The following is a 22807-nucleotide window of genomic DNA, read 5'->3' on the forward strand; positions in this document are numbered from 1 at the left end:
AAAGGCGCGCGCCGCTGGCGGCCAGAATCCGGCCCTGCGCATCCACGATCATGAAGGCGGCTTCGGGGGCCAGGCCGCGCGCATGGTCAAGGGCGGCGGCGGGTTGGGCGGGCGTCTGGTTCAGCGCGCGGGCGCCCGCGCGCAGGGCCAGAGCTGCGCGGTTGGCCTGGGCCTCGACCTGCGACGCGGCCAGGCGGGCTTCGAGGCTTAGCGCTTCGATGCGGGCGGCCTCAGCTTCGCGGCGGGGTCGATCAGCCTCACGCAGGACCAGAAGGGCGTAAGCCACAAGTGCAATGGCGACGGCAAGCGCAAGGATGCGCGCCCAGGGAGCGGATCGCGCGCCCTGTCGGTCCGTGGCCCTGCGGCCCGGCCCATAGCTGCGCCGCTCTATGCCCTGCAAAAGGCGACCTCCTGTGCCGATTCAGCGAAGAATCTAGGCTGTGTCGCCGACTCCTGTCGAGGGTCGGCGGCCGGGAGGCGACATCAAGGCGGAGTCTGGCCGCTAAGCCTCAGTTTCGAAAGGCGCTGCGGTGTCGCCCGACCCCGTTCGCAAGGCTTGGGGCGGAGGGGCGAGAACATCAGTGATCCGGCGAAGCACCGTCTGCGCCCGTCGCGCCAGACGCACCGTCTCGGGTGGAGCGTCATCGGGCGCCTCGGCCACTGAGGCCAGGATTTCACGCGCCAGATCCATCAGTTCGGGCGCGGCGGCGATCAGGCGCGACTGGAACTCGATGCACTGAGGATCGCGGTCGTATTCGGCGCCGGGCACGCGCCAGCCGCCCCAGTCAGCCTTGTCGGTGACGACGACCGGATAGCTGCCGGGAAAGGGATGGTGCGCGCAGTCGGCGACATCCTGCCATTTGTTGCGCGCGCGCAGGATGCGCCAGTCGCCTATGGCCGTGGCCGCGCGGTCCTCTGCGGGCAGTTGCAGTTCGGCGCCGGCGAACTCACGGCCCAGACCCACGTCATAGGTGATGCGGACAGGCTCGTCGAAGCCCTTGGCCCAGACGGGATTGACCTTCTCGACCTGGGCCCAGACGCCGACGCTTTCGACCCAGACCTTCTGGCCCTTCTGGAACTGGGCGCGCGCCATGCCGGTCTCCCCTGAAAATCAAAGAGGCAGCATGGCGCATCAGCTGTTATCGTGGGGTTCCGCGACGTGGTTAGCGGGGCCTTAAGGCTGTCAGCTGGGACGGGAAATCTCTTCCAGCGCTTCTCCCGCGTAGCGTTCCTTGACCCGCGTCGACAGGTCGCCCAGCGACACCACCCCGACCAGGCGGCCGTCCTTGTCCACCACCGGCAGGCGGCGGATCTGACGCGACGACATCAGGTCCAGCGCGACCTTCAGATCATCGTCGGCCCGCACCACAAGGGCGTCGCGCGACAGAACGTCCAGCACCCTCGCCTCCGGCCCGGCGCCCGAGGCCACGCCGCGCACGACGATGTCGCGGTCGGTCAGGGCGCCGATCAGCCGATCGCCGTCGGCCACGGGGATGAAGCCGAAGTCGCCCGCCGCCATCCGTCCGGCGACGGTCTGCAGAGTGTCTTCGGGGCGGGCGACCTGCACGTCCTTGCTCATCACGTCGCGAATCTTCATGGCGTTCTCCCGGTGAAAGGGGCTCCTTGCGGCCCTGCGGGGAAACCCGCGTGCGGGGGACGCAGTTCCGACAGGGGCGCATTTGTCGGCGCAGGCGGAGCGACGGCGCCTCTCGCAATCGACCGCGTTCGCCCCCACTATTAGAAACCAGATCATCAAAGGTGAGCGATGGCCGAGGCTGCGACGGGACTGGACCTGGGCCATGTGGCGGCCCTGCTGGCGGCGGGCGTCGTGGCTGTGCCTGTGTTCCGCAAGCTGGGGCTGGGCTCGGTGCTCGGCTATCTGGCGGCGGGGGTCGCCATCGGTCCTTTCGGTCTGGCCCTGTTCCGTGAGCCTGAAGTCATCCTGCACGTCGCCGAGTTCGGCGTGGTCATCTTCCTGTTCATCATCGGGCTGGAGATGCGGCCCAAGCGCCTGTGGGGGATGCGGCGGGAGATCTTTGGCCTCGGTTCGGCACAGGTCGGGCTGGCGGGGCTGGCCCTGACCGGCGTGGCGATGGCGGCAGGAGTTTCGGCGCCGGTCGCCTTTGTCGGGGCGATGGGCTTCGTCATGTCCTCGACCGCTGTCATCATCCAGATGCTGGAAGAGCGCGGCGACCTGCCCACGCCCGGCGGCCAGAGGGCGGTCAGCATCCTGCTGTTCGAGGATCTGGCCATAGTGCCCCTGCTGGCCATCGTCGCCCTGCTGGGCGCGTCCCTTGGGCATGCAGCCGAGAGCGAGACGCCTCTGTGGCGGTCGATCGGACTGGCGCTGGCGGCCCTGGCGGGGGTCCTGGCGGTCGGGGTCTACGCCATCAATCCGGCGTTCCGATTCCTGGCCCGCAACGGCGGGCGTGAGGTGATGACGGCCGCCGCCCTGCTGGTGGTGGCGGGCACGGCCTGGATCATGGACGAGGTCGGCCTGTCGATGGCCATGGGCGCCTTCCTGGCCGGGGTGCTGCTGTCGGACTCGGCCTTCCGGCACCAGCTGGAAGCCGATGTGGAGCCGTTCCGCGCCATCCTGCTGGGCCTGTTCTTCCTGTCGGTGGGCATGGCGCTGGACATCGGCGTGGTCATCAACGACTGGCGCATCGTCGTCGCCGGGCTGGCCGCCTTCATGGCGGTCAAGGCGCTGGTCATCTATGTCGTCGCCCGCCTGTTCAGGGCCCGCCATCATGAAGCGGTCGAGCGGGCGGCCCTGTTCGCACAGGGCGGCGAGTTCGCCTTCGTCCTGTACGGCGCGGCGGCCAGCGCCGGCGTGATCGACGCCCAGGCCAGCGCGGCCCTGACGGCCATCGTCATACTGTCGATGGCGCTGACTCCGCTGACGACGCTGGCCCTGAAGCGGCTCCTGCCGAAGGAGGCGGGCCTGTCGCCGGAAGAGGCCGAGGGCGTCGATGCCGCCGACGGTCTGGGCGGCCAGGTGCTGATCATCGGCTTCGGCCGTTTCGCTCAGGTGGTGTCCCAGCCCCTGCTGGCGCGCGACGTGGACGTGTCGATCATCGAGAACGACGTGGAGATGATCCAGGCGGCCGGTAACTTCGGCTTCAAGGTCTATTACGGCGACGGCACGCGGCTGGACACGCTGCGGGCCTCGGGCGCGGGGCGGGCCGAAGCGGTGCTGGTCTGCGTCGACAGGCCCGAGACCGCCGACCGCATCGTCCAGCTGGTCAAGTCCGAGTTTCCGGGCGTGAAGCTTCTGGTTCGCGCCTTCGACCGGGGGCATTCGCTGCGCCTGATCCAGGCGGGCGTGGACTATCAGGTGCGCGAGACCTTCGAATCCGCCCTCAAGTTCGGTCAGGCCGTGCTGGAGGAGCTAGGCCTGCCGCAGGACGAAGCTGCTGAGGTCATCGCCGACGTGCGCCGCCGCGACGAGGCGCGGCTGGACCTGGAGGTCACCGGCGGTCTGGGGGCCGGGCGGGCCATGATGCGGGGCAATATGCCGACGCCCAAGCCGACTCCCTATATCAAGCCGCACCGCGAGGGGCGGCTGGTCAATGAGGACGAGGCCCCGGCGGAAGCGGTTCTCGAACCGGCGGAACGAAAGGCGGACTGATCGGGTATGGCGAACATCGACCTGGCCAAGCGGGCCTATGACCACGGCTGGCGTCTGGACCCCATCGTCCGCAGCCTGTTGGACACCGACTTCTACAAGCTGCTGATGTTGCAGCTGATCTGGCGGCGGTTCCGCGACGTGCCGGTGACCTTCTCGGTGATCAACCGCACGACTTCGGTGCGGCTGGCCGAAGAGGTGGACGAGGCCGAACTGCGTGCCCAGCTGGACCACGCCCGGTCACTGCGCTTCACCAACCGCGAGCTGATCTGGCTGGGCGGCAACACCTTCTATGGGGTGAAGCAGATCTTCAGCCCTGATTTCCTGGCGTGGCTGGCCGAGTATCGTCTGCCGGAATACGACCTCTCGCGCAGCGCCGACGGCCAGTATCGGCTCGAGTTTTCGGGAAGCTGGGCCGACGTGACCCTGTGGGAAATCCCCGCCCTGTCGATCCTGAACGAGCTGCGCAGCCGCCGAGCCCTGCGCCGCATGGGGCGGTTCGAACTGGACATCCTCTATTCGCGCGCCAAGACCCGGCTGTGGAGCAAGATCGAGCGGCTGAGAAAGCTGCAGCCGCTGGCCCTGTCTGACTTCGGCACGCGACGCCGCCACGGCTTTCTGTGGCAGGGCTGGTGCGTCGAAGCGCTGAAGGAAGGGCTGGGCGGCGCCTTCATCGGCACCTCCAACGTGCTACTGGCGATGAACAACGACCTTGAGGCCATCGGCACCAACGGCCACGAACTGCCGATGGTCCTGGCGGCGATGGCGGGCGAAGACGAGGCGGCCCTGCGCGCCGCGCCCTATCGGGTGCTGGAGGAATGGCGCGCGGCCTATGACGGCAATCTGCTGATCGCCCTGCCGGACGCCTTCGGCACGCAGGCGTTTCTGGACGACGCGCCTGACTGGCTGGCCGACTGGAAAGGCTTCCGCCCCGATTCCGCCCCGCCGATCGAGGGCGGCGAGATCATCATGAAGTGGTGGGCGTCCAAGGGCCGCGACCCGCGCCAGCGGCTGCTGGTTCTGGCCGATGGATTGGACGTCGACGGCATCGAGGCGGCCCACGCCCACTTCAAGGGCCGGGTGCGCACCAGCTTCGGCTGGGGCACCAATCTGACCAATGATTTCCGCGACTGCGCCCCCGTAGAGGCGCCGGAACTGCTGCCCCTGTCGCTGGTGTGCAAGGTGACGCAGGCGGCGGGCCGTCCGGCGGTCAAACTGTCGGACAACGTCGAAAAGGCCACCGGCGACCGCGCCGAGATCGAACGCTATCTGCGTGTTTTCGGCGAGGCGGGGCGGGGGCGTCAGGCCGTTCGCGTCTGAACGGAACCGCCAAGCTTGGCTGGGCATTGACTCGCCAGCGGCCGTAGACGCCGCCCTCACCCAGCAGGACGCCCCTCATGACCACCTACAACGTCGGCTATATCATCGGCAGCCTGGCCAAGGGCTCGATCAACCGCAAACTGGCCAAGGCCCTGGTTCGGCTGGCGCCGGACAAGCTGAACATGACCGAGATCAGCTTCGCCGATCTGCCGCTCTATTCCTACGATTACGACGCCGACTATCCGGCCGTCGCCAACGACTTCAAGGCGGCGATCAAGGGCTCGGACGCCATCCTGATTGTTACGCCGGAATACAACCGCTCCATCCCTGGCGGGCTGAAGAACGCCATCGACTGGGCCAGCCGCCCCTATGGGACCAATGTCTTCAAGAACAAGCCGACGGCGGTCATCGGCGCCTCCATCGGGGCCATCGGCACGGCGGTCGGACAGCAGGCCCTGCGCCCCATCCTGGGCTTCCTGAACGCACCGCAGATGAACGCGGTCGAGGCCTATATCCAGTTCAAGCCGGACCTGATCGACGATGACGGCAACGTCTCGGTTCCCGACACGGAACAGTTCCTGCGCGACTATATGGAAGCCTTCCACCAGCACATGGCGCGGGTGCTGACCGTCCTGCCGAGAGACGCCTGAGGGGGGCGTCAGGCGTCCAGCGACCAGACCCGCGTGCGCTTGACCTCCTGGTCCTCCAACTCGCGCGTTGTCGGCACCCGGTATTCGGCCAGCAGGCTGAGGCCTTCCTTAGGGAAGTAGGTGCGGCCGGGGTCGCCGACCAGCACGGTTGTCCCGGTCGCTCGCGCCTGTTTCAGCCACGCCAGCATCGCCTGCGCCATCGGCCCCTCATAGAAGACATCCCCTGCGCAGATCAGGTCGAACGACGCGGGCGCGGCCTCCAGCAGATTGTCGGCGGTGAAGGCGATCTGAACGCCGTTGGCCTGCGCGTTCGCGGCGACGGCGGCGGCGCAGAAGGGGTCGATGTCGGCGGCCAGAACCGAGGCCGCGCCCGCCTTCATCGCCGCAATCCCCACCAGACCCGATCCGGCGGCCAGGTCCAGCACCCGGCGCCCGGCAACCGCCTGCGGATGGTCCAGCAACCAGCGCGCCAGCGCCTGTCCCCCCGCCCAGGCGAAGGCCCAGAACGGCGGAGGCAGGCCCATCTCGCCCAGTTCCTCCTCGGTCAGGCGCCAGATCGGCGTGACCTCATCGGCCAGCCACAGGGAGATTTCGGGCGTATGCGAAACGGGTTGAAGGCGGGTGTTATCGCGTATGAAGCGGGCAGGGTCGGCGATGCGCCTAGTCGAGCTCACGGGCGCCCTCGATGACGGCCTGATAGACCAGCGACCGGTCCGGCCCGCGCGTCATGTGCAGCAGCACCCAGGTCGAACCCTTGCGCGCCACGATGACCCGCAACTGATCGTTGAACACGCCGTCGGCGAACCCGGCGGGCGCCACCGTGTCGCTGAGCAGGATCAGGGCGCCCATGCCCGAGCCGCAGCGGGCGATGCCGGTGCAGGAGAAGACGGTCTCATAACCGCCCTCGCGAAGGGCGTCTTCATAGTGCCGGGCCATGTCGATCGACGCGATGGCGGGGCGGACGACGTAGTCCAGATGATTGATCTGACCCTGGATGCGATGGGCGTCTTCGGTGGCGGCGCCTTCGGCCACGGCTGCGGTCGGCAAGGTGATCTCGGCCACCGACAACTGCCGCCAGGCGCGAATACGCGCCCCGTCCAGGCGCGGCAGGTCCCTGTAGTCGCGGGCGCCGCGCACGTCTTCCGCATGGAATGGCGCGGTGGCGGAAGCCAGCGCTGAGAGCGGCGCGGCTGTCGTCAGGAAAGCAGCGACGAGGGCGAGAAGACTACGCATGAGGGCAAGCTAGGGGGCGCTGAAGCTCGTGGCAATAAAGTCAGCACGGGCTGATAAAAGTCAGGTTGACATGACACGACTATGATGTCAGGTTTTCATGACATAAAGTCAGGAGCGCCTGCCATGCTGACCCTTTCCAAGCAATACACCCCGGCGGGACGCCGCTATGTCCTGCGCACCTTCGCCTTCATGATTCCCTACATGTTGATTTGCGTGGCGATGATGACCACGGACGCTTTTGACGAACTGATGGGCAAGCCGGCAGGATGGGCGCTGGCGGCGGCGGTCGCCGCGCCGGTGGTGGGCCAGCTCTGGGCCACCCTGGCCTTGATGCGCGAAAGCGACGAGTTCGTGCGCATGGTCGCTGCCAAGCAGTTCATCATCGCGTCGGGACTGGCGATGGCGGCGGCGACATTCTGGGGCTTCGGCGAGAGTTTCGCCGGGGCGCCGCATCTGCCGGCCTGGCTGATCTATCCGCTGTTCTGGGCTGCGTTCGGCCTGGTGGCGCCTTTCATCCGGTCATCGAACTGATGAAGAACAAGCTGAAGTTGCTGCGCGCCGAGAGGAACTGGACCCAGGAGCAGTTGGGCCAGGCGCTGGGCGTGTCCCGACAAGCGGTCAACGCTCTGGAGACAGAGAAGCACGACCCTTCGCTGGATCTGGCCTATCGCATCGCCGCCCTGTTCGAGCGGCCGGTCGAGGACATCTTCGAGAACCCGCATGCCTGACGTGTAAAGTCAGGAAAACCTTACTCTCCTGTTTCGCTTCATCGCCTTCATCCTCGGGCCTGATCCGAGGGGCGAACCCTGCTGTGCGCTGAACAGCGGGCAGGGCCGACACATAAGGAAACGCCATGACCAAGATCTCCGCTCCCGCCAAGATACTGCGCGCCTTCATCCTGGCCGCCGCCGTCGGCTTCAGCGTCGCCAGTATCGTCTCGCCTGCCCAGGCCGAACCGGCCGTTGCCGAGGCGTCCGCCTTCGTCTCCGACCGCCTGTCGGTCGAGGTGATCGGGCAGGGGCCGGACGTGATCCTGATCCCCGGCTTCGCCTCTTCACGCGAAGTCTGGCGGCCGCTGGCCCGGCGCCTGTCGGCCTCGCATCGCGTTCATCTGGTGCAGCTGGCGGGCTTTGCAGGCGAGCCGTGGGCGCACGGGGACGGCGCCTTCGTTCAGCCGGTCGTCGATGAGTTGGCCCGCTATGCGGCGACCCTCAACAGGCCTGCCGTCATCGGCCATTCGATGGGCGGACTCAGCAGTCTGCTGTTGGCGCAGCAGCATCCCGAGGCGGTCAGTCGCGTGATGAGCGTGGACAGCCTGCCCTTCTTCAGCGCCATGTTCGGCCCGCAGGTCACGCCGCAGACGGCCCAGCCCTTCGCCGATCAGGCCGCCGCCGCCATTCTGAGCGCAGACGAGGCGGCCTTCCGTGTCCAGCAGCAGCAGACGGCCGTGGGCATGATGCGCGACGAGGCCGGGCGCAGCGCCATGGTCGATTGGTCGATGGCCTCCGACTGCCAGGCGATGGCGTCCGCCATCAGCGAAGTGATGACGACCGACGCGCGCCCGGGCCTGGCGGCCATGACCACGCCGGTCTGGGCCGTCTACGCCTCGGACGCGAACGGCGGGGCGCCCGCCGCCCTGGCCGACGCCGTCTGGAGCCGCGAGTACGCCGCCTTGCCGGGCGTGACGCTGAAGCGCGTCGACGACGCCCGGCACTTCATCATGATCGATCAGCCGGAGCGGCTTAACGCCCTGATCGACGCCTTCCTCAAGAGCGAGGACTGACCGCTGATCAGGCGGCCGGCGCCTTCAGCCGCAGGTCGTCGGTCACGTCGCCCGACTTGATCGGAGCGCCCTCGAACTCGCCCGCATATTCCGGCGACAGGGCGCTCTGGAAGGCCGACAGCGGCAGGGTCAGGTAGTAGGCGCCCTCGACGTAGGGACCAACCGCATAGGCGTCGAGCAGGAAGGTCAGGCCCCCCGCCTTGCCCGGCGTGGAGCCCGGCGCCAGCGTCACGGCCACGTCCTTCAGCTTGGGACAGGTCCACATCTCGCCGGTGGTCGAGACGGGCGTGGCGCCGGGACGCTTGGTTTTGGCGGTGTTCACCGCCTGGCACAGGGCGCGCTCCAGATTGGTCTTGTCGGCCTTTTCGGCGAGCAGATCGGCGGCGGCGATGCGACGGCCTTCGGACTTGTCCCACAGCAGGCCCGTGGCCACGGTGTTCGGGTGGGCGCCGCCCGAATAGTCGAAGTCGGTCCGCATCAGGCTGAACAGGCGGCCGGTCTCGATCGGGGCGCCGTAGACGATTGTTTTTTCATAGGGGGGCATGCCTTCCGGCGAACCCGCCTCGGTGCGGTCGGCCTGGGCCCCCTCGGCGTATTCTTTCAGCTTGGCCACCTCGTCGCGGTACAGCGGGGTGTAGAGCGCCGGATAGGACAGCACGGCCTCGGGCAGGCTCAGGCTGACCTTGGCGTATGGCGTGGCGCTGTCGTACTTCAGCGGCCCTTCGACGGCATGGGCGGAGGCGGTCGGCGCAGCAGGGGCCTCCTTCTTCTCATTGCGCTGGCACGCTGCGAGCGAGGCCGCGACGGCGGCGGTGACGAGAAGGACGCGAAGGGGGCGCGAAGGGATCATGCCGGGCTCCTTTGGAACGGTTCGATCAGAAAGCTAGGCCGTTGAACGCGATGGCGGCCAGAAGGATCAACCCCGCATCGCGATTTGATTTGAAAAGACGCAGGGAAAGTTTCGGATCGTCCGGCTGCAGTCGCCGCACCTGCCAGACAAAATGCAGGGCGTAGAGCGCCAGACCGACATAGAAGACCGGCCCCAGACCGGCGACGTAGCCCGCCGCGCCCGCCAGGGCCACGGCCAGGATGTAAAAGACGGCCACGCCTTCCTTCACCTTGCCGCCCAGCGCCCGCGCCGAGGACTTCACCCCGGCCATGACGTCGTCCTCGATGTCCTGAAGCGCGTAGATGGTGTCGTAGCCCAGGGTCCAGAAGACGCCGCCCGCGTAGAGCAGGCCCGCGGACAGGGCGACGTTCCCCATGCGGTTCAGGCCCTCGGCCATCCAGTAGCTGTCGCCGCTGATCTTGACCTGCAGCACATAGAGCCAGCCCAGGGCGAACAGGCCCCCCGTCGCGGCCGCGAACCCCAGCAGGGCGCCCCAGTTGAATGTCAGGCCCAGCCACGCCTGCGGCCACCAGGTGATGCGCTTCATGAAAGGATAGGCGGCCACCAGCCCCAGCGACAGGGCGCCCAGCAGCACCGACATCAGGTTCATCGTCAGCAGGATGCACAGGCTGATGAGCGACAGGCCGCCGACGAAGGCCCAGGCCTGCTTGACGCTGATCTGGCCTGCCGGAATGGGGCGCAGAGCGGTGCGGGCCACCTGGGCGTCGAAGTCGCGGTCGACGATATCGTTCACCGCACAGCCTGCCCCGCGCATCAGGGCGGCCCCGACGGCGAAGCCGATGATCAGCCACACCTCATAGCCGCCGAACGGTCGATCATACTGGTTCAGCGCCAGCATGATCCCCTGCCAGCCGGGCAGCAGCAGCAGCCATGTCCCGATCGGCCGGTCGAAGCGGCCCAGCTTCAGCCAAGGCTTCAGACGCTCGGGCGCATGACGGTCGACCCAGTTCTGGCCGGCGGCGTCGGGAAGCGGGGCTGTGTTCATGCGGGCGGTCTTAACCCCTGTGTCCGCAGCCGGTCCAGCGCTTCGGCGTAACGGCGCGACAGCGGGGCCTCCAGCACGCCCAGCTCCACGGTCCAGTCGCCTGAGCCTTCGGGCCGCAGTCCGGTCATCCTCGCGGCGTTGACCAGCCAGCCCCGGTGCGTCCGCACAAAGCCGAAGCGCGCCAGTTCGCCCTCGACCGCCGACAGGGTGACGCGCATCAGCGGTCTGCGCCCGTCGGCCAGCACGAACTCGACATAGTTGCCCGCCGAGGTCGCGGCCAGAATGTCGTTCAGCGGCGCCCGGATCAGCCGCCCCCCGTCGCGGATGTCGAAGCTGACGGGTCGCAGCGGCGTCTCGCGCGCCTCGCGCAGGCTGCGCGATCCCCAGAAAACGCCGACGAACAGGGCGTAGCTCAGCACATCCTTGCGCAGTTCATAGATGAACTTCTCGATGGGCGGTCCATAGTCATAGACCTCTCCCAGCAGGGCGTAGACCCCGTGCCGCATCCCCACCATCAGCACGACGTGCAGCAGGCTGAACAGGATGGCGGCGCCCAGATGCACGGCCAGAAACCGCCCCCGCGCCCGCCATCCTTCGTGCAACAGCGATGACGGCGCCGCGCCCGACGCCCGCCACGGCAGCCAGATCAAAAGCATCAGCGCAAGGGCGCTGGACCCTTCCCACAGCCACGGCGCCCAGGGGCGCAGGTCCGGCCAGTCCGCCAGAACAGTCAGGGCGTTGACCACCAGAAACGCCAGGGTAACGGCGAGCAGGATCGTCCCGCCGGCCAGCAGGTCGCGTCTGTCCGCGCTTTTCGTCCCGACAGGCGCGCCGTTCGTCACTGACGCCTGCAACCCGGCCCCGGCGTCCGACTGTTCAGCCCCCGCGCCTTGCCGGGCGCGGGGCGCCCGAGGCACGGCCGATGGCGTCGTTTCCGTCATGTCAGGTCGTCCATGTCCTCAGAACCCCTCGCATCCGAAACCCCCGCAGCCCTGCGCCGCCATGACCTGGACTGGATCCGGGTCGGCGCCTTCATGCTGTTGATCCTCTACCACGTCGGCATGTTCTACGTGCCCTGGGACTGGCATGTGAACAGCCCGCAGCCGGTCGAATGGCTGGAGCCGGTCATGCAACTGACCAACCCCTGGCGGCTGACCCTGCTGTTTCTGGTGTCGGGCGCGGCGACCCGTTTCCTGTTCGACAGTCTGGAGGGCGAGGGGAAGGGCGCCGCGCGCCGTTTCGCCGGGTCGCGGACCTGGCGTCTGCTGCCGCCGCTGCTGTTCGCCATGTTCGTGATCGTGCCGCCGCAGTCCTATTACGAGGTGGTCGAGGCGGCTCAGGGGTTGGGCGTGGTCGATCCGGCGCGCTCGCCATGGCTGGCCGACTTCTGGGTGAAGTACGCCACGGCGTCCGGCGGCTGGTGCGACGCCGACGGCTGCCTGACTACGCCGACGTGGAACCATATGTGGTTCGTGGCCTATCTGTTCGTCTACAGCCTCGTGCTGGCGGGCCTGCTGGCGTTCGGGCGGGGTTTGCTGCCTGTGATCCAGTCAGGGCTGGAGCGCGCCCTGAAGGGCTGGGGCCTGCTGATCTGGCCGGTGTTGTGGCTGTTCCTGCTGCGCTGGACCCTGGCGCGGATCTTTCCGACGACCCACGCCCTGACCGATGACTGGTACAACCACGCGGTGTCGTTCAGCGCCTTCCTGTTCGGCTTTCTCAGCGTCCGCTCAGCGGTGCTGAAGGCAACCTATGAACGGCTGCGGCGACCGGCGCTGATCCTGGCCCTGTGCGCCTGGGCGGGATGGGCGACCTATGCCTGGACCTATCGCGACGGCGGAACGCCGCCCGAAGCGCTGAGGGCCGCCATGCGACTCGTCTATGCGCTGGATCAGTGGGCCTTCATCGCCGCGGTGCTGGGCTATGGCGCGCGCTATCTGAACCGGGGCGGACCGTGGCTGCGCTATCTGACGGGCGGCGTCTTCTGCTTCTACATCGTCCACCAGACCCTCACCGTCGTCGCGGCCTATCACCTGTCCAAGCTGGGTCTGCCGCAGGGGCTGGAGGCGGGGCTGCTGATCGCCGTCACCTTCGGCGGTTGCTGGGCGGCCTATGAGACGGCGCGACGCCTGGGACCGCTGGGCCTGGTGCTGGGAGTGAAGCGCAACGCCGGGCTTGCGCCTCGGAGCCGTCCGGTTAGGCTCGAGACCCGAGAACAGCAGCCGGTCAGACAGGACGGATGACGATACGCAGGAAGTCACCATTCCCCTGGCTGCTCGTCCTGACCTGGCTGGTGCTGCTGGGCGCGGCCGTCGGCGGCCTGTTGACGGGGGAGTTCAGCGTCACCTTCGTCGGCGCCGGGACCTTCCTGCTGACGCTTGTCCCGTTCTGGCTGGCGCCGCGCGTCGGGCTGAACCTGCCGATCGGCTTCGTCACCGCCATCGCCGTCTTCCTGTGCGCGACCCTGTTCCTGGGCGAACTGGGCGATTTCTACGAGCGTTACTGGTGGTGGGACGTGGTGCTGCACGGCGGTTCGGCAGTGGCCTTCGGCCTGGTCGGCGCCCTGCTGATGCTGATGCTGGTGCAGGGAAGCCAGCTGAAGGCGGCGCCCCTCACGGTGGCCTTCTTCGCCTTCTGCTTCGCCGTGACCATCGGCGCCCTGTGGGAGATCTGGGAGTTCACCCTGGACCAGGTGTTCGGCCTCAACACCCAGAAGTCCGGCCTGGTGGACACCATGTGGGATCTGATCGTCGACTCAATCGGCGCGCTGATCGGGGCGGGCGCCGGCTGGGCCTATCTGAAGGGGCGCGAAGGCGGGCCGCTGGTGCGGGCCATGCGCGCTTTCATCGACAGGAACCGGCGCCTGTTCGGCGGCTGACGACGCCTATTCCGCCAGCCGCCCCGGCGCCGCATCGGCGGAGAAGACGATCGCAGGGTCCGGCTCGCGGCATTCCAGACCGGGCCGGTCCAGACGGCGCAGGACGTGGCGCAGGATGTTCAGCCGCGCCGTTTTCTTTTTGTCGGTCGCCACCACGGTCCAGGGGGCATAGTCGACATGGGTGCGCTTCAGCATTTCGTCGCGGGCGGCGGAATAGGCGCTCCAGCGGGCCTGGGCCTCGGCGTCCAGGGCTGAGACCTTGAAACGCTTCAGCGGATGGTCGACGCGCTCCTCCAGACGGCGGGCCTGCTCGTCGCGGCTGATGTCCAGCCACAGCTTGATCAGCAAGGTCCCCGACTGGGTCAGCATCCGCTCGAAATGCGGAGCGTCGTGCAGGAACCGCTCATGTTGCTCCGGCGTGCAGAAGCCCATGACGGGCTCGACCCCGGCCCGGTTGTACCAGGAGCGGTTGAAGATCACGATTTCGCCCGCCGCCGGCAGATGGGCGGCGTAGCGCTGGAAATACCATTGGGTCGTCTCGCGCTCGGTGGGCTTGGGCAGGGCGACGACCCGCGTCTGGCGCGGCGCCATATACTCGGTCATCCGCTTGATCGCCCCGTCCTTGCCGGCGGCGTCGCGCCCTTCGAAGACGATGACGACCTTCAGCCCCTGTTCGATGGCCCAGGCCTGAGTCTCGACCATCTGGATCTGCAGGGCTTCGAGGATGTCGGCATAGTCGTCCTTGGCCATCGGCGTGTCCCTGTGTCGTGATGTATCGACCTTGCGATGAAACAGCGGGCGTCGCCAGCCCGAGTTCCAACCTCTTCTCCGGGTCAGCATCCCGAAAAGGAGATTTCGACCTGAACTACCGGAAGTTGTCGTATGCAGCCCTAGAAGGGCGCAGGTTTTTCGTCAGTTCTGCGGCTAATCCTGTTGTCTGTCCGGCGATATGCTGATGTCGGACGATATTGGGGGCGCAGCGGGATGCGGAGGCCCGAGCAGGCGGGGCGCGACCTGTGCGCGCAGGCGCCGAATTAACTGTAAAGCCCGTACGCCCCTATTCGCTTTACAGTTGACCGCTGTGGATAGTCGGGTGACAACATCGCTGCAGTCCGGATTTCACGTGGGGTCCAAACCCGCGTCTTGCTCCTTCGCCTGAACGAGCTTGTCCAGATGGGCTGACGGGCGATCCTGCAAGGACGTCCGCCTGGAAAAGCGCGTTTACGGAGACGCAATATGGCGACCGGCACGGTCAAGTGGTTCAACCCCACCAAGGGCTTCGGCTTCATTCAACCCGACACCGGCGGCTCGGACGTTTTCGTCCACATCACCGCCGTTCAGAAGGCTGGTCTGGTGGGCCTCGATGAAAACGCCAAGGTCGAATACGAGCTGGAAACCCAGCGCGGCAAGACCTCGGCTGTGGACCTCAAGGTTCTCTAAGGCCGCGAATCCTCAAGGATTCTAGGAAGAGACGCGGAGGGCGACCTCCGCGTCTTTTTTGTTGGGCGCTTTTTGCGAGCTTAGAGCGCCAGCTCCGCGCGGAGGCGATCCGGCGTCAGGCCGCCCGCCCGCAACTCGGCCAGGGTGACGGAGCGGTCGCGTTTGGCGTAGCGGCGGCCGTCCGGCCCGGCCAGCAGGCGGTGGTGGCGATAAACGGGCGCGGGCCAGCCCATCAGGGCCTGGATCAACCGCTGGATATGGGTCGCTTCGAACAGGTCCTGACCGCGAATGACATGGCTGACCCCTTGCAGGGCGTCGTCGTGGGTCACCGCCAGATGATAGGCCGTCCCGGCGTCCTTGCGCGCCAGCACCACGTCGCCCGCCGTCTCCGGCCGCGCCTTGATGCGGCCGGTTTCGCCGTCGGGGCCTGAGCCTTCCTCAATGAAGCTCAAGGCGTCCCAGGCGGCGCCGCCCAGCGTCTCCCTGGCGCGATCCAGCGACAGCCGCCAGGCGAAGGGGCGTCCTTCAGCCAGCAGACGCGCTTCTTCTTCGACCGGATGGGGGCCGGGCCGGGCCGCCTCGGCGGGGCCGTGGGGCGCATCGCCGATGGCGTCCAGTATCTCCTTGCGGGTGCGGAAGCAGCGGTAGAGCAGGCCGTGGCGGTCCAGCGCCTCCACCACGGCGGCGTAGTCGGCCAGGTGATCGGACTGACGCCGCACGGGCGTCTCCCAATCCAGCCCCAGCCAGGCCAGATCCTCGAAGATCCCGACCTCGAACTCGGGCCGACACCGCGTCGGGTCGATATCCTCGATCCGCAGCAGGAAGCGCCCGCCCGCACCCTTCGCCGCCCGCCACGCTGTCAGGGCCGAGAAGGCGTGCCCCTTGTGCAAGCGGCCGGTGGGCGAAGGCGCGAAACGGGTGACGAACATGGCGGCGACGAAACGGGTCAGACCCGCTTCAAGGCTCCTGCCTTCTCGGCCTGATCTACGGCGGCGCGGATGTCGGCCTCGGACACGAAGTCGAACTGGGCGATCAGATCTTCGAGGGTGAAGACGTGCTGTGACAGCGCCCAGTGCATGGCGTGGGCCACAGGGCCGGCGTAGGCGGGGGCCATCATGGCGGTGCGGCTGTAGCGGGTCAGCGCTTCACGATGGGGCAGGGTGAAGTGATGGGCGCGCGGCGTCAGCCGTTCCTGCGCCATGGCGATCTCATCGCGGAAAGCAGGCGAGGCGGCCAGTTGCGCTAGCCTCTGGCCCAGCCCGGCCAGGTGCTGTTGCAGGGCGCGGCCGCCGTCTTGACCGGATGGCGGCAGATACGCCCGGAAGGCCGGGTCCTGCATGGCCGCCTGTTCCAGCAGGTTGAAGATGATGCGGCCATGCAGGGAGGCGATGGAGTAAGTGACGTGCAGAGAGGCCGCGTCCTGAGCGAGGGCGTCGTGATAGCAGCCGCGCGGCAGATAGAGCACATCGCCCGGCCGCATCATCACCTCGGCCTGAAGGCGGCCTTTCGTCTGGTCGAGCCAGCGGCGCATGTCGCCGACGTCGGACGGCATCTCGACCGGGGCGTCGGCGCGGTTTTCATAGATGCGCCACAGCTTCTCGCCCTCGGTCTGGACGGCGAAGACATCGGTCAGGTCGAAGTGGGCGCCGAAGGCCTGCACCCCCTTGAATGAGCAATAGACGTTGGCCCCGGCGCTGGCGGCGAAGGTGCGGCTGAGGACGCCGGACAGTTCGGCGATCGGCGGGGTCAGGTCCTGCACGTCGCCAGCGATCAGGCTGGCGCCTTCAGCGACGAACAGCGCCACCTTGGCCGGGTCGGGCCGAAAGGCGGGCCCCGACTGGGTCGAGACGGTGCGGCAATAGCGTTCGGGCGGGACCGGCTCGGTGTTTTGCACCAGTTTGAGGCTTTGCGCCGTCCAGATCGAGGGTTGGTTCAGCAGGCCGTTGAACGTGGTCCAGTCCAGCAGCGACCGCTTGGCGGCGCCTTCTTCCGCGGGGATGTACAGCGGTTTTCGGCCGTGGAATTCCGCAAAGAAACGATCAGGCGTGATCGGGTGTAGAAGATCGTCCAGAGTACGCATGGCGCGATGCTAAAGCGGCGCCGTTTTTCTGTCGATACGATCCCTATGGCCCTAGCTCCGTCTCCCGCCTCCGTCGCCGTCGCCCGCGAGGCTCTGGCCGCCGCCGATCCGGCGTTGGCGCGGGCGCATGCCTCGACGCCCGTGTTTGAATGGCGGTTGAGGCCGGGAGGCTACGAGGGCCTGTTCCGCATGATCGTGGAGCAGCAGGTCTCGGTGGCGGCCGCCGCCTCGATCTGGAAACGGGTGGTCGAAGGGCTGGAGGGGCAGGTGACGCCTGACGCCGTTCTGGCGCGCGATGTCGAGACGCTGCGCACCTTCGGCCTGTCCGGCCAGAAGGCGAAATACGGCCATGAGATCGCCCGCGCCCAGACCGAGGGGCACATCGATTTCGACCATCTGGAGCGGCTGGACGACGCCCAGGCCATCGCCGCCCTTGTGGCCATCAAGGGGGTGGGGCGGTGGACGGCCGAGACCTTCCTGATGTTCTGCGAGGGCCGACTGGATGTCTTTCCCGGCGGCGACGTGGCCCTGCAGGAGGCCATGCGCTGGGCGGACCGCGCCGAGGACCGTCCGAACGAGAAACAGGCCTACGCCCGCGCCGAGATATGGCGGCCGCATCGCGCGGTGGCGGCGCATTTGCTCTGGGGGTGGTATGGTGGCGTTCGGCGCGGCGAAATCGCGCTGGACGAGGGGGCCTGACTCTCGTCTTCACGAAGGCCGGGGGCGACCCCGAAGACGGCGCCGGGCGGCGCCTTGGGGATGATGACGATGTTGGAGCCGATCGCGGGCGCAGACCTGGTTCGTCCGGCTGCTGTGCTGCCGTTGCTGGATTTTGCGGGCGTGGCCGTGTTCGCCGCCACCGGCGCCCTGGCCGCGTCCCGGGCTAAGCACGATGTTCTGACCTTCGCCTTCTTCGCCGCCGTCACCGGCATGGGCGGAGGCACGTTGCGCGACCTTTTGATCGGGGCGCCGGTCTTCTGGGTGCAGGACTGGGTCTATGTGGCGGTCTGTCTGGTGGTGGCGGTCGGCTTCTGGCTGCTGGGCGCACGCTCGTGGCGGTTCCGGGCCTTGCTGTGGCTGGATGCGGTCGGGCTGGCCGCCTATGGCGTCATGGGAGCGGCCAAGGCGGCGTCCTATAATGCGGCGCCGCTGATCTGCATCGTCATGGGGGTGCTGACGGCCTGTTTCGGCGGCATCGTGCGCGACGTGCTGGCGCACCAGCCCTCCATTTTGTTGCGACGCGAGCTGAACATCACGGCGGCGCTGGTGTCCGCCAGCGTCTTTGTCGGCCTGAAGGCGCTGATGGTTGGGACCTGGCCTGCGGTCGGCGCCGGCTTGGCGGCGGGATTCATGCTGCGCGCAGGCGCCTTGCAGTGGGGCTGGAGCCTGCCGGCCTTCCCCAGTTACGGTCGTCGCCCATGACGCCGCCGTCACGAAAACTCCTCATGCCGGTCATGGCGATGCGAGGGAATCAGGCGTAGGGTTTCCTGCATCAGACCAAGGAAGGAGACGTGTCTTCAGTCCTGTCGCGTCGATAACCCCCCGTATCTGCGGGAGGGCCTGATGCAGGTCCTGTCCCGCCCGCCGTCCGGCTTTCCAGCCCTGGTGCTGAACGCCGATTTCAGGCCCTTGTCCTATTTCCCCCTGTCGTTGTGGCCCTGGGAAGAGGTGGTCAAGGCCGTGTGGCAGGACCGCGTCGACGTGGTCGCCACCTATGACAAGGTTGTCCGCAGCCCTTCGCTGGAGATGCAACTGCCCAGCGTGGTCTGCCTGAAGTCCTATGTGGACCAGGACCGCAAACCGGCCTTCACCCGTTTCAACGTCTTCCTGCGCGACGGTTTCGCCTGCCAGTACTGCGGCGAGCCGGGTACGTCCCAGGACCTGACCTTCGACCACGTCATCCCGCGCTCGAGCGGCGGGCGCACGACCTGGCAGAATATCGTCGCCGCCTGCGGACCCTGCAACCTGAGGAAGGGCGGCCGCACGCCCGGCCAGGCGCACATGCCCCTGCGCCGCACCGCCCACCAGCCCAGCGCCTGGCAGCTTCAGCAGGCGGGGCGGCGCTTCCCGCCCCACTTCCTGCACCAGAGCTGGCTCGACTATCTCTATTGGGACATAGAGCTCGAACCTTAGGGTTCTTTTCAGTTGCTCGAAATGGCTCAAACACCCTTGTGGTGGGCAGGTTCAGGGTTCGTTCTTTTACCGCTGATTTCTCGATTATCCTCCGAAATCCTCCCGGCTGGTGACCATGTGGTGACCAAAACCGGGACCAGAAACGGGACCCCTCGTGGGCCCGAGGAGAGATCGAATGGTTCAGAACCCGAGGTCCGGAAAGATCACCAAACGCCTGGTCGACGCCCTGACGTCTGAAGGGGTGCGCTTCACCCTCTGGGACACGCAGCTCAAGGGTTTCGGGGTGCGCGTCGCCGTCAGCGATACCAAAACCTACGTCGTTCGATACAGGACGATCGGCGGCGCTGACCGCCTCCTTCACATCGCTCGCCATGGCGTCGTGACCGCCGAGGAAGCCCGCGAACGAGCGGCCGCTGTACTGGCCGAAGTCGCGTCAGGTGGTGACCCTCAGGGGACCAAAGTCGAACGACGCGAAGAACTGACCATGTCGGAGCTCTGCGACCTCTACATGAAGGAGGGCGTGACGATGAAGAAAGCGACGACCCTTCGGATCGATCGCATCCGCATCGCCCGCCACATCAAACCCCGCCTGGGCAAGATGAAGGTCACCGATATCGGCCGAGCGGACATCGAGCGGCTGATGGTCGATGTCGGGTCGGGACGCATTCGTGGAGAGGCGACGCCGCACACTCGCGGCGGTATTCATGCGGCCTCGCGCACGGTCGGACTGCTGGGCGGTATCTTCACGTTCGCCGTTGAGCGGGAGTTCGTGAAGACCAACCCCACGCGAGGGGTGAAACGCTACAAGGACAACCGTCGGGACCGCTTCCTTTCCCCGGCCGAACTGGCCCGGCTCGGCGATGTCCTGGCGGAGCTCGAGAAGCATGGGGGCGATCCGCGCCACATCAACATCATCCGCCTGCTGGCGCTGACCGGCGCCCGCAAGAACGAGATCGCCAGGCTCAAGTGGTCGGAGATCGACCGCACCATGGGGATGCTCCGGCTGGAGGATTCCAAGACCGGGGCGAAGGTGATCCGTCTCGGGAGCGCGGCGCTGAAGCTGATCGAGGGCCTGCTCTCGAACGGGAGCATCTACGTGTTCCCGGATCGGAAGGATCCCAAGCGTCCGATCGCCAATCTCGACTGGGCCTGGGTCGGCATCCGCAAACGCGCCGGGATGGAAGACCTGCGGATCCATGACCTTCGGCACAGCTTCGCGAGCGCCGGGCTGGCCGGCGGCGAAGGGCTTCAGCTCATCGGCAAGCTGCTCGGCCACAGTCACGTCAGCACCACAAGTCGATACGCCCACCTGGCGGACGACCCGGTCCGTGCCGCCGCCGACAGGATCAGCGAGAGCGTCGCCGCCTCTCTCGCGGGCTGGTCGGTTGAAGACGGACAGACGGCCCATTGAAAGACGGCCGCCCGGCGGGTCGCCGGGCGGCCGAAGTTGTCGCGATGGACTGGGGAGCTAGGCGCCCTCGTGAGCGGCCTCGCCCCAATGTCCGGCCTGGCGAGGCTGGCTCGACGAAGACCGGAGGCCCGAGAGCTGGCTGCGCGCCCACTCGTGCAGCAGGCTCTTGGGGTAGTAGGGGGTCCGCCCGAGGTGGGTGCAGGGCGGTCCGTCAGACCGGGTGCAGAACACCTTCGCCAGTGTCGACGGTGACCGGCGGATGCCCATACGTAGAAGCTCGGTGGACGCTTCCTTGCGGGTCAGCAGCATTTCCTCAGTTCCGTGAAGATGTAGACCGGCCATGTGGCGCTCCTTTCCGTCTGAACCAGAACTGCAACCAAGCAAGCATCGACGGAAATAAACCGCAACCGGCGGACGTAGAGAACTGATGGACGGAATGAATAGGTGACCTGTTCGATCTGTTTCGGCCTGTTCCGATCTGGTTCTGAGTAAGGAAATCGATCACAGCCTTGTGAGATGGGTCGCTTATGAACTTCGGTTTTTCTTGGATCCCGCGGAGAAGCAAGACATCAAGCGGTGGTGAATGAAGGTGGCCTTGGCGTTGCCCTCGAGTGCGGACATAGTCGAGCGGGCTTTTACGCCCATACTGGTGAACCACAGCCGTTCAGGGGAACTGCATGTCTAGCTTCACGGATCGAGCCATGAGCGCCGAGGTATCGCCCGAGCTTTTTGCGGCGTCGTTGGAAGCCATCGGCGAACTGCCTGCGGATCAACGTGGTTCGTTCGAAGGTCGCGCCTTCCGCCTGTTCAGACTACTCGAGGAGCGTGACGAAGCGGATGAGGCAGCGCTTAATGCCTTTGCCATTCAGCTTCGGCTGGAGGCGCTCGCGCGGTTGCATGATGATCGTGGTCTGCGAGCCTGGACGCTTCCGGGGGACGCCGAAGGCGCTGACTACATACATGCCGACGTAGTGGCTGCCGCGGCAGTTGAGCCGCTTCTGGCGATCGATGATCACACAGTCGGATTCGATCTCGAGTCTTTCCGCGCGCGCGTGCTGGCCGACGCGGCTGTGCGCGGACACGCCTAGCCGGGACATCCTTCGTCATGCCAAGGCGCACAAAGTCACTGAAGCGAGGTGCGGCCGGCGACGCGGCCCCCGCAGGAGATATTGCGACGCGCGCCGGCGTGGTCGCCCAGCGCCTGCTCGCGGAGCGCGGCCTCCACTATCTCGAGGATATGTTACCCGACGATGCCCGAGAGTTGCTCCGAGCGGCTTGGCGTGAGGCCGCCGAACAGATGTTCGAAGGGCGTGACCTCGATGTTGTGCAGGCGGAAATCGACATCATGATCGACAGCCTGGATATGACCGAGCCGCCACCGCCCATGCATCGGTCCGAAATGCACTGACGCCTGCGGCATCACCCCTCATCGCGGTGGAGAGACGATGACCTTCACGTCAATCAGGCCGGTCCGTGGTTTAGACAGATCGGACTGGAAGCCTGCAGGGTTTTTCAGGTGGTTGTCGGGATCGTAAACGAGGCAGATGAGCCGGTCGACTTCGCTGTTACCGCCGTAATCGACAAAGTCGTTGGCGAGTTCTTTCTTGATCTTGGTCGTGTCGGACTTGCGGACGTATTTGAGTTCCACCATCGCCCGCAGCGGTTTGAGAAAGAACTCGCACCTCGACGCGCTGCCGGCGACGGATGGGCTCCATTCCTCTTCACGCACATCCGGGAAGTAGGCGGCGAGGATCGAGCGGAACAGGTATTGGCAGTCCCACTCGTCCTTGATGGCATAAACCGCTCCACCGTGCGGGTGGGTCTTCAAAGCAAGGACACTCTCGTGGAAACGGCGGGCAAGTGTGACGATCAGGTCCAGATCCGCGGTTTCGGAACTGACTGTGGCAGCGGGTGGCGAGGGTTTGCGTGCCAAGGTGTAATCAATGGCTCCGAGAACGTGGAAAACCTGCCGGCGGGCGACGTCGACGATGTGTGGTGCGCCGACGATCTTGTGCTTGAGTTCGTAGGCGGCCTGCTCCTCGTCGAGGTCGTCGACCATTGCCTGCACGAAAGCCCGGTACGCTACGAGCCCCTGCTCAAATCGCTCAGGTGAGGCGAACATCTCATTTGGGATCCGGACGTCCGCCACAAACTCCTCGGAGTAGTGGTAGAGATTGGAAATGATATCGCGCGATGTGCCATGCCATGGATCCTTCCAGGACCCTGGGTAGCCCTTCGCATCTTGCATGGCGCCGCGAAACTCATCGTCGATCGCGATGCGGGCTTTACGAAGATACTCCAGGCTCTCGACTGCCCACTCCATCTTGTCCATCAAATAGCCCCGGGGTTGGTCTCGTCC

At 66.6% G+C, this 22807-nt stretch carries 26 protein-coding genes and 1 pseudogene; 15 read left to right on the forward strand and 12 right to left on the reverse strand.

Annotated features, from left to right (window positions below; genetic code table 11):
- The 3 genes and pseudogenes from D1604_RS06935 to D1604_RS06945 all read right to left on the reverse strand — a co-directional run.
- Window positions 1-400 (reverse strand): annotated as a pseudogene (locus D1604_RS06935) (PAS domain-containing sensor histidine kinase); the annotation flags it as partial.
- Between the two features lie 102 nt (window positions 401-502).
- Window positions 503-1093: a hypothetical protein gene (locus D1604_RS06940; RefSeq protein WP_119412775.1), complete on the reverse strand. Its 591-nt coding sequence runs from the start codon at window positions 1091-1093 to the stop codon at window positions 503-505.
- A gap of 90 nt (window positions 1094-1183) precedes the next feature.
- Window positions 1184-1597, reverse strand: coding sequence for a CBS domain-containing protein (locus D1604_RS06945; RefSeq protein ID WP_024353611.1), 414 nt, complete (start codon window positions 1595-1597; stop codon window positions 1184-1186).
- 168 nt (window positions 1598-1765) lie between these two features.
- Here D1604_RS06945 and D1604_RS06950 point away from each other — a divergent pair, with 168 nt between their 5' ends.
- The 3 genes from D1604_RS06950 (at window position 1766) to D1604_RS06960 (ending at window position 5598) form a co-directional block, all read left to right on the forward strand.
- Window positions 1766-3631, forward strand: coding sequence for a monovalent cation:proton antiporter-2 (CPA2) family protein (locus tag D1604_RS06950; protein WP_024353610.1), 1866 nt, complete (start codon window positions 1766-1768; stop codon window positions 3629-3631).
- 6 nt (window positions 3632-3637) lie between these two features.
- Entirely contained in the window at window positions 3638-4948 is a 1311-nt protein-coding gene (locus tag D1604_RS06955) for a nicotinate phosphoribosyltransferase (protein WP_119412776.1), read from the forward strand.
- 77 nt (window positions 4949-5025) lie between these two features.
- A complete protein-coding gene (locus tag D1604_RS06960) occupies window positions 5026-5598 on the forward strand; it encodes an NADPH-dependent FMN reductase (RefSeq protein ID WP_024353608.1) in 573 nt (190 codons plus the stop codon).
- 8 nt (window positions 5599-5606) lie between these two features.
- Here the strand turns inward: D1604_RS06960 and D1604_RS06965 are convergent, their stop codons facing one another.
- The gene (locus tag D1604_RS06965) at window positions 5607-6272 is read right to left on the reverse strand and encodes a class I SAM-dependent methyltransferase (RefSeq protein WP_119412777.1); all 666 of its coding nucleotides are present in this window, start codon (window positions 6270-6272) and stop codon (window positions 5607-5609) included.
- Window positions 6259-6831 (reverse strand): hypothetical protein, encoded by a 573-nt coding sequence (locus tag D1604_RS06970; RefSeq protein WP_147399889.1) that lies wholly within the window; start codon window positions 6829-6831, stop codon window positions 6259-6261. The genes D1604_RS06965 and D1604_RS06970 overlap by 14 nt, the downstream gene beginning before the upstream one ends.
- 123 nt (window positions 6832-6954) lie before the next feature.
- Between D1604_RS06970 and D1604_RS06975 the strand changes: the two genes are divergently transcribed.
- The 3 genes from D1604_RS06975 (at window position 6955) to D1604_RS06985 (ending at window position 8614) form a co-directional block, all read left to right on the forward strand.
- The gene (locus D1604_RS06975; protein ID WP_119412778.1) at window positions 6955-7362 is read left to right on the forward strand and encodes a hypothetical protein; all 408 of its coding nucleotides are present in this window, start codon (window positions 6955-6957) and stop codon (window positions 7360-7362) included.
- Window positions 7362-7559 carry a helix-turn-helix transcriptional regulator gene (locus D1604_RS06980; RefSeq protein ID WP_024353604.1) on the forward strand — a complete coding sequence of 66 codons (198 nt, stop codon included), beginning with the start codon at window positions 7362-7364 and terminating at the stop codon, window positions 7557-7559. The genes D1604_RS06975 and D1604_RS06980 overlap by 1 nt, the downstream gene beginning before the upstream one ends.
- A gap of 125 nt (window positions 7560-7684) precedes the next feature.
- Entirely contained in the window at window positions 7685-8614 is a 930-nt protein-coding gene (locus D1604_RS06985; protein WP_119412779.1) for an alpha/beta fold hydrolase, read from the forward strand.
- Between the two features lie 7 nt (window positions 8615-8621).
- Here D1604_RS06985 and D1604_RS06990 read toward each other — a convergent pair whose 3' ends face one another.
- The 3 genes from D1604_RS06990 to D1604_RS07000 are packed head-to-tail and all read right to left on the reverse strand — an operon-like array spanning window position 8622 to window position 11450.
- The gene (locus tag D1604_RS06990) at window positions 8622-9464 is read right to left on the reverse strand and encodes a DUF3298 and DUF4163 domain-containing protein (protein WP_119412780.1); all 843 of its coding nucleotides are present in this window, start codon (window positions 9462-9464) and stop codon (window positions 8622-8624) included.
- Between the two features lie 25 nt (window positions 9465-9489).
- Window positions 9490-10509, reverse strand: coding sequence for a UbiA family prenyltransferase (locus tag D1604_RS06995; protein ID WP_119412781.1), 1020 nt, complete (start codon window positions 10507-10509; stop codon window positions 9490-9492).
- Entirely contained in the window at window positions 10506-11450 is a 945-nt protein-coding gene (locus tag D1604_RS07000) for a LytTR family DNA-binding domain-containing protein (protein WP_119412782.1), read from the reverse strand. The genes D1604_RS06995 and D1604_RS07000 overlap by 4 nt, the downstream gene beginning before the upstream one ends.
- A gap of 12 nt (window positions 11451-11462) precedes the next feature.
- Here D1604_RS07000 and D1604_RS07005 point away from each other — a divergent pair, with 12 nt between their 5' ends.
- Complete coding sequence (locus tag D1604_RS07005) at window positions 11463-12749, forward strand: acyltransferase family protein (RefSeq protein WP_119412783.1); 1287 nt, start codon at window positions 11463-11465, stop codon at window positions 12747-12749.
- The gene (locus D1604_RS07010; protein WP_233551932.1) at window positions 12746-13384 is read left to right on the forward strand and encodes a hypothetical protein; all 639 of its coding nucleotides are present in this window, start codon (window positions 12746-12748) and stop codon (window positions 13382-13384) included. The genes D1604_RS07005 and D1604_RS07010 overlap by 4 nt, the downstream gene beginning before the upstream one ends.
- 6 nt (window positions 13385-13390) lie before the next feature.
- Here the strand turns inward: D1604_RS07010 and ppk2 are convergent, their stop codons facing one another.
- Complete coding sequence (gene ppk2, locus D1604_RS07015; protein WP_119412784.1) at window positions 13391-14134, reverse strand: polyphosphate kinase 2; 744 nt, start codon at window positions 14132-14134, stop codon at window positions 13391-13393.
- A 486-nt stretch (window positions 14135-14620) separates the two neighbouring features.
- Here ppk2 and D1604_RS07020 point away from each other — a divergent pair, with 486 nt between their 5' ends.
- Window positions 14621-14824: a cold-shock protein gene (locus D1604_RS07020; protein ID WP_003170380.1), complete on the forward strand. Its 204-nt coding sequence runs from the start codon at window positions 14621-14623 to the stop codon at window positions 14822-14824.
- An 80-nt stretch (window positions 14825-14904) separates the two neighbouring features.
- Here the strand turns inward: D1604_RS07020 and gluQRS are convergent, their stop codons facing one another.
- Window positions 14905-15753 (reverse strand): tRNA glutamyl-Q(34) synthetase GluQRS, encoded by an 849-nt coding sequence (gene gluQRS / locus D1604_RS07025; protein WP_119412785.1) that lies wholly within the window; start codon window positions 15751-15753, stop codon window positions 14905-14907.
- A gap of 17 nt (window positions 15754-15770) precedes the next feature.
- Complete coding sequence (locus tag D1604_RS07030) at window positions 15771-16904, reverse strand: JmjC domain-containing protein (protein WP_119412786.1); 1134 nt, start codon at window positions 16902-16904, stop codon at window positions 15771-15773.
- Window positions 16905-16949: 45 nt separating this feature from the next.
- Here D1604_RS07030 and D1604_RS07035 point away from each other — a divergent pair, with 45 nt between their 5' ends.
- The 6 genes from D1604_RS07035 (at window position 16950) to D1604_RS07065 (ending at window position 21856) form a co-directional block, all read left to right on the forward strand.
- Window positions 16950-17603, forward strand: a complete 654-nt coding sequence (locus tag D1604_RS07035; protein ID WP_119412787.1) for a DNA-3-methyladenine glycosylase family protein — start codon at window positions 16950-16952, stop codon at window positions 17601-17603.
- A gap of 60 nt (window positions 17604-17663) precedes the next feature.
- Window positions 17664-18326, forward strand: coding sequence for a trimeric intracellular cation channel family protein (locus D1604_RS07040; RefSeq protein ID WP_024353593.1), 663 nt, complete (start codon window positions 17664-17666; stop codon window positions 18324-18326).
- Window positions 18327-18464: 138 nt separating this feature from the next.
- Window positions 18465-19037 carry an HNH endonuclease gene (locus D1604_RS07045; RefSeq protein WP_199683729.1) on the forward strand — a complete coding sequence of 191 codons (573 nt, stop codon included), beginning with the start codon at window positions 18465-18467 and terminating at the stop codon, window positions 19035-19037.
- Window positions 19038-19212: 175 nt separating this feature from the next.
- A complete protein-coding gene (locus D1604_RS07050; RefSeq protein WP_035308713.1) occupies window positions 19213-20448 on the forward strand; it encodes a tyrosine-type recombinase/integrase in 1236 nt (411 codons plus the stop codon).
- Window positions 20449-21149: 701 nt separating this feature from the next.
- On the forward strand, window positions 21150-21536 hold the full coding sequence (locus D1604_RS15600) for a hypothetical protein (RefSeq protein WP_054764216.1): 387 nt from the start codon (window positions 21150-21152) through the stop codon (window positions 21534-21536).
- Window positions 21537-21634: 98 nt separating this feature from the next.
- Complete coding sequence (locus tag D1604_RS07065; protein WP_035308709.1) at window positions 21635-21856, forward strand: hypothetical protein; 222 nt, start codon at window positions 21635-21637, stop codon at window positions 21854-21856.
- An 18-nt stretch (window positions 21857-21874) separates the two neighbouring features.
- Here D1604_RS07065 and D1604_RS07070 read toward each other — a convergent pair whose 3' ends face one another.
- Complete coding sequence (locus D1604_RS07070; RefSeq protein WP_052005029.1) at window positions 21875-22780, reverse strand: hypothetical protein; 906 nt, start codon at window positions 22778-22780, stop codon at window positions 21875-21877.
- Window positions 22781-22807 lie beyond the last annotated feature (27 nt).

It is taken from the genome of Brevundimonas sp. LPMIX5, from assembly GCF_003576505.1.
In the GTDB taxonomy this organism is placed as follows: Bacteria; Pseudomonadota; Alphaproteobacteria; order Caulobacterales; family Caulobacteraceae; genus Brevundimonas; species Brevundimonas naejangsanensis.